We start from the raw sequence: 15,398 nt of genomic DNA on the forward strand, positions 1-15,398 counted from the left end.
GTCGTGTCGCGATTCGCTGCGCTCAAGGCGACCTAAAATCTCTTCCGCTCATGTCATGCATAAATAATAAATTCACGCGTTCATTCGCACTTTAATTAATTTGAATCTAAAGTTATATGGGTAGCATTCAGTTAATGAACATAAACTCAAATTCAAAAAGCGAGGAGGAAACACTAGCAATCGCTCCATATCAAGTTCATTAGGTAAAGATTTTAAGCAGTTCGCAAAATTCAAAACGCAAGTAGCAAGATCACAGTAACCCCATCGTTACATTACTTATGGCTTAAAAATGAGGATTCGTTATGTATTTAGATTTAATTACCCCATCCATTACACAACAAGAAATACCACAAGATTGTCGTTTTATTGGTTACGGCATAATGAACAACAACCAATATTTATTAGAGTTTGATCCTGATTTAGGCATGATCCAACAGGCTTGGGCCAATGCGCCACTACTTGCCTGCTCTTTTAAAGCTTATGAACAAGCCACAGTGATAAAAAATAAGATAAGCCCCAAAGCGCAGTTATGCCGCATTTATGAAAATAAACTAAATCGGTATATTTTGCTTAGTTAATTCGCTGCCGTTCAACTATTAACACCATAAGCTTAAAAAACTCTGTCAGATGCGCGACTAAAAAAACGCGTCTGGCAAGCAACGATTTAATAATTGAACACTGGGAAATAAGACAGGAATTTAGATACCCATCCTCGTACCCAAACCTCAAACAAGCTGGTTTGCCAGCTTCGCTGGGCAAACAAAAAAGCTAGGTATAAACCTAGCTTTTTTAACAACTAAATACCCATTACTTAGAGTTATTCAGTCACTTCAACAATCTCTATGTTATCTGCCACGAACGTTAATCCATTTGTAGGTGCAGGTAATACAAAACGAAGACTATTATCAGCATCTGCTAAACTATCTAACTCAGCCCCAATATCTTGCGCACCGGTAGAGTCGTTAAATTGCTGAATAGACCAACCATTAAACGTAAATTCGTACTTTTTCCACGTACCTAGCGGCGCATCTAAAGCGATACTTTCCGAAATTTTGTTTTCAAATCTAGGGGCTGAACCTGTACGCGTACCTATAACCATTTGAATAACATTGCCATCATTACCAGCTGGTAGTGCTAACGTTTTAGCCCAGAAAGACAACTTCCAAGTTTTGCTATCATCAGAGAATACTTGCTCGACAACAGATCCTCCTGGCACGATTGGTGTGTATACAAAGTTCGTTCTATCACCAGTATGAGTAATTGAAGCAGCATCACCCAAACCATTACCGCTAGTACCATCAGCAGCCATACGGTAATCATTTGCAACCAATACTGAATTCACTTCCGCGCCACGCCATTTCTGCCAACGAGTGGTCGCACCGCCTATTACGTCGCCATTTGCTCCGCCAGCTCCATTTCTCATATAAGAAAAGTCACCATCGTAGCGGCTATCTTTACCTGCAAATGAGTTATATGCACAAGTCAAGTTTTCTACTACATTGACCATAACATATTGATCTCTGCGCTCGGTTAATAAGTTATCGTTGGCATCTCGGTCATTATAATTTTCAAGGTCAAATGCTACTTTAAGCATGTCTCCCGGAACCGCTTCATTACCAACGCGAATACGATGGGCTTGAGCATTTCCGTCGCCATTTTCAACAACTAGTTTAGTTGCGGTAACATTCGCATCAAGAGATTCTGAGAAGAAGTTTATTGGTGCTTCTAAGTCTTTACCTTCCTCTGGGATCGCGGTGGGAATAATATCTGCAAAACTACACCGTGCCACATTAATAACATAACCTGGATTTGCGTCATCAGTACTTTCAGCTAAGGTTGCACCGGCCAGCTCATCAGACACTTCAATTTTTGCTAAGTTTTTCACAGTTGGTCGCTCTTGCACTTCCAATGTAGTCGAAGCAGATACACCATCATACAATGTCGAAGTAGCAGTAATCGTAAACGTACCTAACTTAGTACCCGTTATGATGCCGTGCTCATCAACTGTGGCAACACCCGTACCATTTTCAATACTCCAAGTATAATTGCTATGATCAACTGCTCGAGGAACGACCAAAGCAGGAGTTGATGTAAAGGCAACTTTACCTGAACCTTTTACTCCTTCCGGCACAATATAAACCGGATCACCCGCCCCGATTGTTACCGCAGTGAGTGGCTCGGTATAAATCACTTCAATCGCATCTGCAGCTAAGCGCGCCTCATCATATGTCGCAGATAATGTCGCTGTCCCTGACGCGGTCGCTTCAATAGCAGTCGGCATATCAGCACTTTCAACTAAGGTACCTGAGCCATTATCACCATCAATTAACGTCCAAGTGAAATCTGCTGTCGTAATATTCTGTAAAACATTAGCAGGCGTTAAACTAAAACTAGGCACTTCACTTGAGCCAACTTCAATGTACAAAGGTCCATTCAACGCGATAGCGTCCACTGGGTTGTAAACCGTTATCGCAATATCTTGTGATAACACAGTACCGTCAATTGAATTTTTACTCGTCACACGTAAGGTGTAAGAGCCTTCAACTAAACCTTCAATCGATAGTGCTCTGCTACCATCATTCAATGTTTCTTCAACAACCTTAGCTCCACTGGTATTTTCGCTTGCAGCAAAAACAACATTGCCATCAGCATCCAAAATTTCATAGCTGTAGTGGGCAAAGTTTAATGGGCGCGCATCCGACGGAATTTGATTTAAAGCTATACGCTGTGATTGCTCCATACCTATATTAAAAGCGGCTTGCTGCGTATTTCCTGAAACTGCAGCCACTTCAAACCCTGTTTGCTTAGCATACACGGTTACGTTTGCTGTTTGCTCTGCTAGTTCACCCGCTTTATGAGTAACAGTAAGCGTAGCTGGAGCATCCGTTGGCGTAACAGACAAACCAATGATTTGACCATTAGCATCCACAGTAAAAATAGTTTCGTCTGATGATGTAAAGGTAAAGTCAGTTAACGGTAAATCAACCTTATCATCACCTGAAAAAGTTAAAGCGACAGTGCTTGGTGTTCCTATTTCAGCAATATGGCCGACGTCTGCCGAACCTGAGTCATTATTGTGTAATACTGTGTTGTTAATTGAAAAATCGGTCGGATCTTGTGGGCCACTATTAACCGTAAACTTAGCCGTTCTTAGGTTAGGGTTGGCTAGCATTTCAGTTTCTGTACAACGTGTAGGGAAGTTGCGGCTATCTTCACAATGCCATTCATAGCCATTGTCCACCCAATAGGTCAAAGTCAATTCGAGTTGATCACCATTCGCATGCATGTAGTCGGTATTTATTTGATACAGGTCTAGCGTAAGCGTAGAGCCGTTTAACTTAACCGTGGTATCGCTTAGCCTATCTATTTCAAAGCTTTCACCGTTTACTGCAGCCGTTAATACTGTACTCGTATTATGCACACTATCGTTGCGAATAATAATATTGCTATTATCTTCGCCTTCAAGTGAAGCAATACCTTCTAGCAAATCAAAACGGGCATAACGATTTTCAACATCACTTGCAACTTTGACATCGTCTACTGCTGGAAAAACATATACACCAGCACTGGCTAAGCCTAAATCACTGCCATTTCGACCGGGATTATAGCCTTCATCAGGACCACCACACGCAACTAATGTTGCACCAGCAATAGCGACGGCCATTGCATTTTTAATAAAGTTAGGTTTCATCCTACTCTCCAAAATCTTTTTTGGAGCTTTGCTTAAACCAACGGCAAGCAAAGCCTCTCAATTTTTTTCAACGTTGAACGGTTTAGAAGTTAGCGCGAACACCAAAACGGAAAATACGGCCGGTACGGTAAGCATGTGACAAATTGTCTCGATTAAAATTAGAGTCACTTTGTACATTACCATCGCGTAATGGGTTACCTTGTAAATCAACAAAATCACGCGCACTTACAAAGTTGCGGATTGTTTCATCTAATAAGTTAGTCGCATTAAAAACAAAGCTAACATTTTTATTTAGGCGATATGACGCACTAAAATCTAAACGGTTAGTTGAGTCTTGCCAAAGCGTACACTTGTCACTACATTCAATTTCATTAATCAACTGTACACCTGTGTAGCGGCTTGCTAAACGCACCATTAAGCCGTCTTTCTCCCAGAAAATAGTCGCGTTAGCAGAATGCTCTGGTGTGTAAGGTTGTGGGTTCCCAGCAAATTCAACGCCATCTGAATTGAATGTCGGAGCGGATTCAGATTTTGAATACGTATAGTTAACACTAGCCCCTAAACCAGACCAAACTCCAGGTAAAAAGTCATAGTTTTGGGTATAACTTAGCTCAAGGCCTTTTACTGTTGCCGTGGTATTTTCTATGGTTGATACAACCACTTCTTGACAGTTAAGCGGAACTGGTGCGATAGAAGAAGGGTTGTCACCTTGATGAGAAATACGACGTGGCATACAACCATTTAACTCTGGTGTCTGCGCAACAGCACCATTTTCATCAAATTCCGCTGGTGTTAATAATTCCCAGAAACTATCTATGCCATCAAGATAGGCACTGTCGAGAATAACTTCTCCGTTCTCATCTCTATCATATTGTAAACGCTTGGTATCACGAATATCTGCGATTACAAATGAGTCTGAAGTCTCTTGAGCAAAACCTTCCATATCTTTATAGAAAAGCGCAGCAGAAACGAGTCCTGATTCGTTAAAATACCACTCGTATGAAATATCTAAGTTATTTGACTCTAGTGGCTTTAAATATGGGTTACGAGCTGAGGCTTGTGTTGGACCGTCAAAAATATAATCTTGTTGAAAGTTAATACTTGGACGCACATTGTCAAATGCCGGTCGAGACATGGTTTTTGACATACCAAAACGCGCAATGGTTTCGTCATCAATTGCCCAGTTTAAACTTAAGCTTGGCAATAAATTGTAATCCACTGTTGAAACTTGACCCACGCCAAATCGACTATTTGCTTGGCTATCGGCAACACCTAATGAAGGTTGAATGGTATTCGGGTTAGTCGAGCGGTCAGCCCACTCAATCATGCCACCTCGGTTTAAGTTTTCTTCATTTTTAAGTAAAACATACGAACCGTCGTCATTGTATTGCATCCATAATTTCAAGTTGTCATTACTTGCCACTAATTCAGTTGGGTCGACAAATTGTTGGAAGGTTCCGTTATGTAAACGTTCAACTGTTGCAGGCTTTGTTTCAAACATAAAGCGCCAATCGGCACACGTTTTAGCCGCTGGTAAGTCACCATATTGGTTATCATCTGCATTACGAATGGCTGCAGGGTCATCAGCAAAAGAGCATAAAGGCAAGTTTGTATTGGCTAATTGACGATGAACTAGCAAATCGTTGTAATCTAGCTGGCCGTTACCACCAGTATAGTTAAGTGCTTGGAACGCTTTAGAGTTACTTTCGGTTCGTACATAACGCACACCTATATTACCCGTCAATTCACCCTCTAGTAGCTCAAAATTAAGCTTGGTGTATAAAGCCGAGTTAGTTTGTTCTATTGAGCGCGTTTGGCCCGGACTACGGCGCAATCTTAGCTCACCTGGAGGCACAACTTCACCGGATTGCATTAATTCAAATACTGATAGCGGGTTAACCATACCCCAGCCATTAGGGATAAAATTGGTTCGATTATTATCAGGAACAATGCCATCCATAAAATCATTTACTGGAAAGCTATCGCTAGTTAATAAGTCTAAGTAGCTAATATTTAAGTTATCAACAAACTCGATATCGGCAGTAAAGTTATCGTCATTACCCAAAGTAGAGCTATTGAACGCTCTTAATTCTGAGTGTACGTCTTTCGCACGGTTTGACCATTTACCACCAAATTCTACGCTAGTGATAGTATCAAACCAGTCTACTGAGTAATCAAAATCTAAAAAGATAGATTTGTTTTCATCAACCGTCTCATCTTCAATTTGTTGCACTACTTGGAAGTGCAGTAAATTAGGGTCTAATACGTTACCATGGTTAGGCGCTTGTCCTTCTTTACGACCATTTGTACCTAAGTAATAGTCAAACAAACCATCACTGGTGACTAGATTACAGACGCCACCGGCACCACAATCATAACCTGTCGGATCCAATGTATGCCCGAAAGGATCGTCATTGGCACCTAGCTCATGAGGGATGGATTCACGTACATCGGCACCCATAACAAATGAATCTAGGTTAACAAATCCATTCGGCAACGAATAAGAATCAGTTTTGGAGTAACCAATCATTAAATTGGCTTTTAAGTCATCAGAAAAGTTATGATCAATAGACAAAGTAGCAACTTTGTTTTCTGTTTCATTACCTGAAACTCGGCGATTAATTTTATAACGACCCGCGCGATGTAAGTGTGTTACTAACGTATTATCTTTAATGATGTGCCAGTCATCTTGCGGATCGACAATCGAGCGATCTTCACAATTAGCGCCTGGTGTACCCTCTGCCGCACAATTTAAATTATTATGCGGTATATTTTGCATTTGGATTGCGTTGTTATCTATTTCGACTGTTTGTTTCGAGTAGTTAAGATCCAATTGGATATCAGTGTCTTCAGTTGGTCTAAACTGTAACCCCAGTGTGCCTGTCGTACGATCACGCTGGTTCATAATATTACGATAGTAACTAAAACGCTGTGATAATGGCATTAGCAAGGTATTGCCTTCTACACCCAGCACATCCGACATCAACTCACCCGTGTAGTAATCACGAGCGCGATCTGCACGAATACGTTCATTATTATTTTGATGTGCCCAGTTTGCTTCGTAGCGATCTTGACGCGTGCCCTGTGTTTCATCAGTAACCGTAAATACAACACCAAAGGTTTCATCAAAAAACTTGCGAGAAAGGTTAAAAGAGGCACGATAATCATCATCGCCACTGTATTCGTTAAACCGAGCTTCTACGTTAGCGGTTGTTCTTTCATTATTTAAGTTCAGCGGTCGCACTGTTCTAAGTACAATGTTAGCGCCTAATGAGCCTTCATCTTGATCGGCTGCAGCCGTTTTTTGCACGTCAATAGATGACAAAATATCGGAGGAAAAGGTACTTAAATCGACGCTTTGATCAGAGGTTAAACTCCCTGGTTCACCATTACCGCCGCTGGTCAACGCCATGCCATTTAAAGAAATTTGGTTTAATGACGAAGCTGTACCCCGCACCGAGATCCGTGAACCTTCACCATCGCTTTCCTGAACAGAGATACCTGTAACACGTGATAATGCATCCGCGATATTTTGATCAGTTGATTTACCTACGTCTTCGGCATGAATTGAATCTACAACTCCACCTGCAAAGCGCTTGGCATTAATTGCTTTTTTAAGGCTGGCTGCAAATCCAGTAACCTCAATTACTTCTGTGTCGTCTTCTTGCTTATTGTCAGCTTCAGCTGCAAAAGCTGATGTCGCCATAAAGGCCGCAAAAAGCCCCGACGAAATAGCTGTTAATTTAAAATTGCGTGTCATGTGGTGTCTCCACGTTTTCATACTTGTCATAGTTGTTTGTGTAAACGGCTTTGGGAGCGGCAACTAGCTTTATCACTAAGCCTAGCTCTCGTATTGCAACTCGCGACTTTTCTAACAAAAAGACAATCGCTTGCTCACAATGTAAAACCAATCTAAATCAAGCACAGAAATTTATCAATCTTGTAACAAAGCAGGGGGAATTGTTAAAAAAACGAAATGAACAGAAAAAAACTAAGCAGAAAAATCAATATTGGTATCGGTAACAAGCGAATTTTAGACCTTTTAAAGTCATATAAAAACGCCCAACCCCTTTAAACATCATATGTTTACATAATTAAAACTTTTGGATTCGATGCGCATACATATGATGTTTAAGTATAATAATTCGCCTACTACCCTGTAATTCAATATTCCTTGTTAATATTAAAAACCGCATTTTTAAGCCAAAAAAATCTATAAAAAGAGCAATCGATTGCTCTTTAAAACCGTATATCTAGCCTGAAGCGCAAAAAAAACAAACCACTTACTTTAAATGCCATTGGGATTGAGTCAGTATTAATTTGTTTGTAACTTTGCGGCCTTGATGTTGGAAAATATTGTGCAATTAGCTATGGTTAAAGGTGTCAGTTAACCTTAAGTTTTTTAAGGTTTTGTCGCTAATTGTTTTCGCTAATAAAAAGGTTTATACGCTTGATTAACACTTATGTGGCGCGCCACGCTATTTTAGACGCCTCATCCAATGTTATTGGTTATGAGCTGCTATTTAGAGATGGTGAAAATAATAGTTTCCCAATTGGTATGTGTGATGAAACCGCAACATCTAAACTGTTATCTCAAAACCACCTCACACAAGATCTCGATGAAGTCACACAGGGTAAAAAAGCTTTTATCAATTTTACCTCCGAAACCCTAATTGAACGCTTCCCTCGTTCATTAGACCCCAAGTTAATCGTAATTGAGATTTTAGAACGAGCAGATGCAAGCGCTAAGCTATTGTTTAATATTAAAAAGCTTAAGCAACAAGGCTATACACTCGCGTTAGATGATCATGATTTTGATCCCAAGTGGCAACGCTTTTACCCCTACATAGATATCATTAAAGTCGACATTCAAGATTTCAATGTATTACAAATAGCTAAATTTATTAAAAACTTACCTCAGCAAAACTTTACCCTGTTAGCTGAACGTATAGAAACCCATGAAGAGTTTGAGCGCTTTAAAATGATGGGCTTTAGCCTGTTTCAGGGTTTTTATTTTTCTAAGCCCGAGTTGGTGAAAGGTAAAGATCTTGCCAGTAATAAACTCAGTTTATTGCAACTGCTCGCTTCTGCCAGCCAACCCGATATTAACATTAAAGATATTAGCCAAATTGTTGAGCGCGATGTGGCCTTGTCGTATAAATTGCTGCGTTTCGTCAATAGCTCAGGGTTTGCGCATCAACAAAAAATATCGTCACTGAAACAAGCTCTGGCCTATATTGGCGAAACCGAGCTAAGAAAGTTTATTTCGCTGTTAGCCATGGCCGATTTAAATGATGATAAGTCCAATGAGCTGTTAAATATGTCGATGATCCGTGCACGTTTTTGTGACTTAGTTGCTCAAAAAAGCCAAGGAAAAGTCAGTACGCAGAGTGCATTTTTAACCGGTATGTTTTCTTTGGTTGACGCTATGCTTGATCAAAAAATGGATAGCATACTAGCCAAAATCCCTATTTTAGATGAAATTAAAAGCGCACTCACTGAACGTAAAGGCCGCTTAGCCGCCTGTTTACACCTAACTCAACATATTGAACAAGGCCACTGGGAACAAGCAGAGGCACTCAGTATAAAACTCGGGTTAAATATGCAAACCACCAACGAAATATTCTTAGCTTCGATTAAATGGGCAGATACGCTGCAATTGCAGCAGGAGTAACCTATACAAGGTGGTTTAGATTAAAAAGGGAGTTAAACTCCCTTTTAACACAACTTAACTGTTTATTGGTTTTTTGCGCCTAACCAATTAATACGATACAGATCCCGACGACGATCTAAATAATTTCGCACCGATCCCTCATTTTGTAATGTGCTGAGTTTTTCTAAATCAAGATCAACAATTAATGTCATTTCTGTATTGGGCGTGGTTTCTGCCATGGTCGCATCATGCGGAAATGAAAAATCAGACGGAGAAAAAACCGCAGACTGGGCATATTGAATATCGGCGCCATCAACATTGGGTAAATTCCCCACACTACCAGCAATAGCCACATAACATTCGTTTTCTATTGCGCGCGCCTGAGCACAACAACGCACGCGCAGGTAAGCATTTTTAGTGTCGGTCCAAAACGGCACAAATAGCAATTGCATACCTTGTTCTGACTGCAATCTAGCCAGCTCAGGAAACTCGATATCGTAACAAATTAAAATGCCGATTTTACCAAAGTCGGTTTCAAACACATTCAGGCTGTCGCCGCCTTGCATAATCCAAGCGGTTTTTTCATGCGGGGTAGGATGAATTTTATATTGCGATTCGATTGTGCCATCTCGTCGACAAAAATAAGACACATTGTAAAGCTGCTTGTCTTCTATGACAGGTAAAGAACCAGCAATAATATTAATGTTGTAGCTCACAGCTAAACGCGAGATAGCTTCTACAATTTCTGCAGAAAATTCGGCTAACGCTTTAATTGAATCAATTGAGCTTTGATGCGCTTCAATTCCCATTAATGGCGCGTTAAAAAACTCCGGCAACAAGGCCAAGTCACATTGGTAATCAGACAGCGCATCAACAAAAAATTCAACTTGCTGAATGAGCTCTTCAACCGAATCCAATGGTCGCATTTGCCATTGCACACAACCCACTCTGGCGGTTTTTTTTACCGCACCAAATAAGGGTGAACGGGCGGCTTCATAGTATAAATTGGTCCATTCAAGTAATGTTGCATACCCTTTAGACTCTTTGTCTTCTGGCAGGTAGTCGTTTAATACTCGCCGAACTTCAAAATCATTAGACAATTGAAAGGTTAGGATCGGATCATAAATTTCTTTCTTTTTGACCAACTCAATGTATTTCTGAGGTGACATTTTATCTGAGTGGTGCTGATAATTAGGTATACGCCCCCCTGCGACAATGGATTTTAAATTTAAGTTTTCGCACAGCTCTTTTCTGGCTTCATATAAGCGACGCCCTAAGCGCATGCCTTGGTAGTCTGGATGAACCACGACTTCAGCACCATACAAAACATCACCTAGTGGATCATGTGTGGTTAAGTAGGCATCTCCGGTGATCTCATCGTAAGTGTGATGATCACCAAATTTGTCGTAATCAACAATTAATGAAAATGCAGCGGCAATCACTTTGCCATGATCTTCTATACAAATTTGCCCTTCAGGAAAGTTGGTGAGTTGCGCCCTAAACTTATTTTTAGGCCAAGCACCGCCCATGTCCGGATACACTACATCCATTATTTCTTTTAAATCTTGATAATCACTTAACTCAAGATTTCGTAAATGTAACTTATGTTCAGAACTTTCAGTACCAATATGATCAACCATGAGGATCTCTACTATTAATGCACTATGCACCATTCTGTATATTTGAACTTTGTAAAAACGTCAATAACTCAATAGCAACAAAATAATCAATAAAAATCAGAGATTAAACTTTGGCTAAATCAGCGTAAAAATAAGGCTAAAAACAAGGTTGAAATTCCAGCTCTCTAAATTGACTTTTCTCTATCCCCCTTCAACTTTCTTCACTATAAAACCAATGAAACCAAAGCGCTTTACACATTTTTACGCAACTTCTGAATGTTTGTATGTTACATGAGCGTAATATCTGTTAACTTAAACATCATATCTTTAATTAAATAATATTAAGGTTTTGATTCATGCTATCTAAATTAAAACTCCGCGCTGGATTATTTACGCTGATATTCAGTTCAATTTTATTGAGTTGTTCGTCAACTAATTCCCTTAACGCCGTCAATCAAGTTAACAACTCAAATGCGTCTCTGTTTGCCACAACCAATGGCGTTATTCCTTTCCCTAACGCCTTACAACGTAAATGGGGATCAGCCGTCGTTGCCGATTTAGATCAGAATGGTTGGGAAGATGTCATTACCACTCAACATGGCACCAACGCGCTCATTTATTGGAATGACAACGGCAAATTTACCCAGCCAACCGTACTCATCAAAGGCGACACTCATGGCTTAGCGGTTTCTGATTATGACGGCGACGGCGAAATGAATATCGTTGTTGCCCAAGGTGGCGGGGATGGCGGCAACCCTCGTCGGCCCGTTTATTTTTCAGTGAGTAAAGAGCGAAAAGTTAAACGACTCGGGACTTTTGATCACTTTCGCGCCAGTCGTGGACGCTCGATGAAATTCTTAGATAGCAACGGTGATACCCAGCTAGATTTGTTTGCTACAGGTTTTGCCCCAAAAAAAGTTAAGGCGCTAACCACCAATCAGCTTTACAGCAACAATGGTAAAAAGTTTACCAATCCAAGAACTTTAACCATCCCAAGAGATGCGCTGTCAGTTAAAGCCTTAACCACTGATGTAAACAATGACGGTCTGTTAGATATTTTTACTTATGGTGGCCGAGATATGACCTTATCCGTGGGTCAAGCAGACGGTAGCTTTAAAGACTCAACCCAAGACATATTAGGAGAGCTAGCTAACTTAAAATATGTGAACAATATTACTGAAATCGATTACGACAATGATGGCGATTTTGATTTGTTCCTAGTGCGCAGCCCTTACCAGTTTGAAAAAGAAGCCTACTATGATCCGGTTGACAAAAACTTCGCATTTTTTGTATTCCGTGACAAATTCATGTTCGACAATATACAAGTCGCAGGGGATAGCCTAGTACTGAAAAACATTCAAGAAACCTATGCAACTTATGATATTCAGCTAGGTAAAAATCGTACTCGGGTTGAAGCCACTCGCGACACCAAATACACAGGCGGTACATTAACCATAAATGCGCAAGACGCCCAAGGTTGGCCGACTGGCGAAAAACTTAAAGGCCTGCATATCGGTTACATGGGTAATGGTAATTGGCGAATTGGCGGCTTTGTTAAATCTCGCTTAAGCGCTGTCGTTACCAATGTCACATCACAGCCAGCGGAAATAAAACGCAAACCATTAGCCGCTAAATTATTAGAAAACCGCAACGGCAAATTTGTTGATGTTACAACAGCAATGGGCATCAATATCACAGAGCAAACAACCAGTGCCGCCGCAGGTGACTTCAATAACGACGGATATGTTGATTTAGCCATTTCACCTTATGGCAATATGGCTCTGCCCGTTGAGCATTTTGTTTTAATGAATAACGCAGGCCAAGGCTTCAGTAAACACCCTAATTCAGGATTAACTTCACAAGAAATTGGCGCAACCGGCGTTGGTGTCACCACGATTGACTTTGACCAAGATGGACGTTTAGACATTATTTACGGCAATGAGCGCGGTCGTTGGTACTTAGCAAAAAATCAATTAAGTGCAGATCAGCAAGGCAACTTTGTCACCATTAACGTATCAGCTTCACCTAAAAATAACGCACAACCCGTTGGTGCTAGAGTGTCGATTTCCGCTTGTGGTAAACAACAAGTACAGTTAGTTGGCTCTAGTGGCGATGGTTTTCATCAAATGCTCAACAATCGTATTCACTTTGGCTTAGGCGACTGTTCAATTGCAAGTGAGGTGAATATCAAGTGGTCTAATGGTGAAAGCAAAGTCATCAAAAACGTTAAGGCTGGAACTAAAATTTCAGTTTAAACATCAAGAGCCAAGCACTAGCTTGGCTCTATTTATTACCCAAATAGAGCATAAACCTTAACTCATTCTGAGCCATGCAATAAGCTATTCGAACAACAGCGCCTTTCCTTCTTTCCATTTAACCCGCTATATTCACCTCCCCCCAAATTTCCATCTCACTCATCAACATTCATCCAAAAAACTCATCAATACAAAACGCCGATAATTTTGCATTCGACTCCGAAATTATTCTAAAACCTAGGTTAACAACATGTTAAATTACATATCAAAATATCAATTTACCTATTACATGACATGAAGAACAGCTACCTAATCCTGACTGTAATGATCAGTCTATTACTCTCGGCCTGTAACATCACTTCTGCATTTTCAACGACAAAATCAGCAAAAGCGCCGCCAATTAGCGTGCAACTTTGGTCTGTGCGTGAAGGCGTTAAACAAGATTTCAAAGGTTCATTAAAACGAATTGCGGCAATGGGCTATCAAGGCGTTGAGTTTGCCGGTGACTATGGCCCTTTTAAAAATGATCCTGAAGGCTTAAAGGCTTTTTTAGCATCGCTCAACTTGGTAGGCAGCGGAGCGCACGTAAATACTAAAATCATGCAAAGTGAAAAACTGGACGAAACTTTAAGTTATTTGCAAAAAGCCGGATTTAAATTGGTGATTATCCCAATTGATGGTCGTGCTTGGCAGCCCAATAAAATCCATTCGTTAACACAAGATTTGACAAAATGGCATGCTAAAGCCAAACAGTACGGTTTAAAGCTGGCTTATCACAATCACCACCAAGAATTTCGCGATTTTAAAGGCAGCACATTTTGGGACTACATAGCGCAAAACACGCCTAATGACCTCATGCTACAACTTGATATTGGCTGGACTAACTATTCTAATAAAGATCCTATCGAATACGTTAAGCGCTACCCCAATCGCACAATTGCGACCCATATAAAAATTCGCACCCAAGGCAATACTGGGATCAACACCATTATTGGTCAAGATAACTTTGATTGGACAGAGCTAGTTAAAACCTTTAAGGAACATGGTGGCACCGAATGGTTAGTGATAGAGCAAGAAGAGTGGCCACAAGGTTACGATGCATTTTCTGCTATTGAGGCTTCTAAAAAGGGCTTAGAGACATTTATAACTAAGCTGCCTTAATTTTTACCAATACGCTGTTTTTTATTCAATTTGTCATTACTAGTTAATCATTTTTTCACAATTTCTGTGCGCACACTAAATTAGTGCAAATATTCTTGACTCAATGCTTGTGAATAGGTAAAAAAGCTGGGCTCTAATGAATAGAGACCAACAGATAAAGAAAATATATTTAAGGAATATAACTATGAAAAAAACGGCTATTGCTTTGTTATTAAGCACTTTCGCAGCAACTTCTTTTGCTCAAGGCTTCTCAGGGGAATTATTAATTAGCAAGACTGATTTCGATCAAGATGGATTCTCTGATTCTGCAACTATGTTAGGTCTACGTGGTAGTTACGAGTTTTCAGAAACTATTTCTGGTGAATTAAGTTACACATCTGGTGAAATGGATGACACTAAAATTGATTTCTCTACCTTAACTTTAGGCGCAAAATTCTCTCACGCAGTATCTGACGTAGCAAGCATCAATGCACGCCTAGGTTTTGGTTCATGGGAAGCAGAAGGTAACGGTGGCAGCGTTGATGGTACAGATTTATATTATGGTATTGGTGGTCAGTACTCATTCAACGAAAAGGCTTACGCTGGTTTAGAATATATCATGATGGATGCGGACGATACTGATGTATCTGCGCTTACATTATCGATTGGTTACAAGTTCTAATTGAGCTAATGATTATTAAGAAGCCCTACTCTGGGCTTCTTTAAAGCCGCTTAAAATACTTCCCTCACTTTTTTGCCCCACTGCAACCTTCTTAAATTAATTTTAAATTTTTAGTGCAAGTCATACAAACACAACCTCGCCCTATCTCACTAAACCTCTCACTTCCATTCGTCTGTTCGCACCTAATACTAGCCAAATAATCTATAAACTTTATGCCTCCTTCATAATTCGTTTCACATAAAGCAACAATAATAATTAAAAAATACACAAATATTTACATACAAACATCACATTCATATATGTAAAAGTCAAATTTATTTGTTTATGATACACATATTGTTAACAAATGACTTTTTAG

Annotated in this window: 8 protein-coding genes; 5 read left to right on the forward strand and 3 right to left on the reverse strand. The window is 40.1% G+C overall.

What is annotated here, in order from left to right; genetic code table 11:
• Positions 1–302: 302 nt before the first annotated feature.
• Positions 303–578 carry a hypothetical protein gene (locus C2869_RS04590; protein WP_108601833.1) on the forward strand — a complete coding sequence of 92 codons (276 nt, stop codon included), beginning with the start codon at positions 303–305 and terminating at the stop codon, positions 576–578.
• Positions 579–817: 239 nt separating this feature from the next.
• On the opposite strand, the gene C2869_RS04595 is transcribed toward C2869_RS04590, so the two are convergent.
• The gene (locus C2869_RS04595; RefSeq protein WP_108601834.1) at positions 818–3,691 is read right to left on the reverse strand and encodes a hypothetical protein; all 2,874 of its coding nucleotides are present in this window, start codon (positions 3,689–3,691) and stop codon (positions 818–820) included.
• 82 nt (positions 3,692–3,773) lie between these two features.
• A complete protein-coding gene (locus C2869_RS04600; protein WP_159084032.1) occupies positions 3,774–7,451 on the reverse strand; it encodes a TonB-dependent receptor in 3,678 nt (1,225 codons plus the stop codon).
• Between the two features lie 690 nt (positions 7,452–8,141).
• Here C2869_RS04600 and C2869_RS04605 point away from each other — a divergent pair.
• Complete coding sequence (locus C2869_RS04605; RefSeq protein WP_228710764.1) at positions 8,142–9,365, forward strand: EAL and HDOD domain-containing protein; 1,224 nt, start codon at positions 8,142–8,144, stop codon at positions 9,363–9,365.
• Between the two features lie 62 nt (positions 9,366–9,427).
• On the opposite strand, the gene C2869_RS04610 is transcribed toward C2869_RS04605, so the two are convergent.
• The gene (locus tag C2869_RS04610) at positions 9,428–10,984 is read right to left on the reverse strand and encodes a bifunctional GNAT family N-acetyltransferase/carbon-nitrogen hydrolase family protein (RefSeq protein ID WP_108601836.1); all 1,557 of its coding nucleotides are present in this window, start codon (positions 10,982–10,984) and stop codon (positions 9,428–9,430) included.
• Positions 10,985–11,319: 335 nt separating this feature from the next.
• Between C2869_RS04610 and C2869_RS04615 the strand changes: the two genes are divergently transcribed.
• The 3 genes from C2869_RS04615 (at position 11,320) to C2869_RS04625 (ending at position 15,040) form a co-directional block, all read left to right on the forward strand.
• The gene (locus C2869_RS04615) at positions 11,320–13,218 is read left to right on the forward strand and encodes a CRTAC1 family protein (RefSeq protein ID WP_108601837.1); all 1,899 of its coding nucleotides are present in this window, start codon (positions 11,320–11,322) and stop codon (positions 13,216–13,218) included.
• A gap of 324 nt (positions 13,219–13,542) precedes the next feature.
• Positions 13,543–14,379: a sugar phosphate isomerase/epimerase family protein gene (locus C2869_RS04620; RefSeq protein ID WP_159084033.1), complete on the forward strand. Its 837-nt coding sequence runs from the start codon at positions 13,543–13,545 to the stop codon at positions 14,377–14,379.
• Positions 14,380–14,563: 184 nt separating this feature from the next.
• A complete protein-coding gene (locus tag C2869_RS04625; protein ID WP_159084034.1) occupies positions 14,564–15,040 on the forward strand; it encodes a porin family protein in 477 nt (158 codons plus the stop codon).
• The last annotated feature ends 358 nt before the right edge of the window (positions 15,041–15,398 follow it).

This window comes from Saccharobesus litoralis (genome assembly GCF_003063625.1).
GTDB lineage: Bacteria > Pseudomonadota > Gammaproteobacteria > Enterobacterales > Alteromonadaceae > Saccharobesus > Saccharobesus litoralis.

Coding starts and splice junctions, on each gene's coding strand:
- C2869_RS04590 (WP_108601833.1), top strand. CDS start 303: ATGTATTTAGATTTAATTACCCCATCCATTACACAACAAGAAATACCA.
- C2869_RS04595 (WP_108601834.1), bottom strand. CDS start 3,691: ATGAAACCTAACTTTATTAAAAATGCAATGGCCGTCGCTATTGCTGGT.
- C2869_RS04600 (WP_159084032.1), bottom strand. CDS start 7,451: ATGACACGCAATTTTAAATTAACAGCTATTTCGTCGGGGCTTTTTGCG.
- C2869_RS04610 (WP_108601836.1), bottom strand. CDS start 10,984: ATGGTTGATCATATTGGTACTGAAAGTTCTGAACATAAGTTACATTTA.
- C2869_RS04615 (WP_108601837.1), top strand. CDS start 11,320: ATGCTATCTAAATTAAAACTCCGCGCTGGATTATTTACGCTGATATTC.
- C2869_RS04620 (WP_159084033.1), top strand. CDS start 13,543: ATGATCAGTCTATTACTCTCGGCCTGTAACATCACTTCTGCATTTTCA.
- C2869_RS04625 (WP_159084034.1), top strand. CDS start 14,564: ATGAAAAAAACGGCTATTGCTTTGTTATTAAGCACTTTCGCAGCAACT.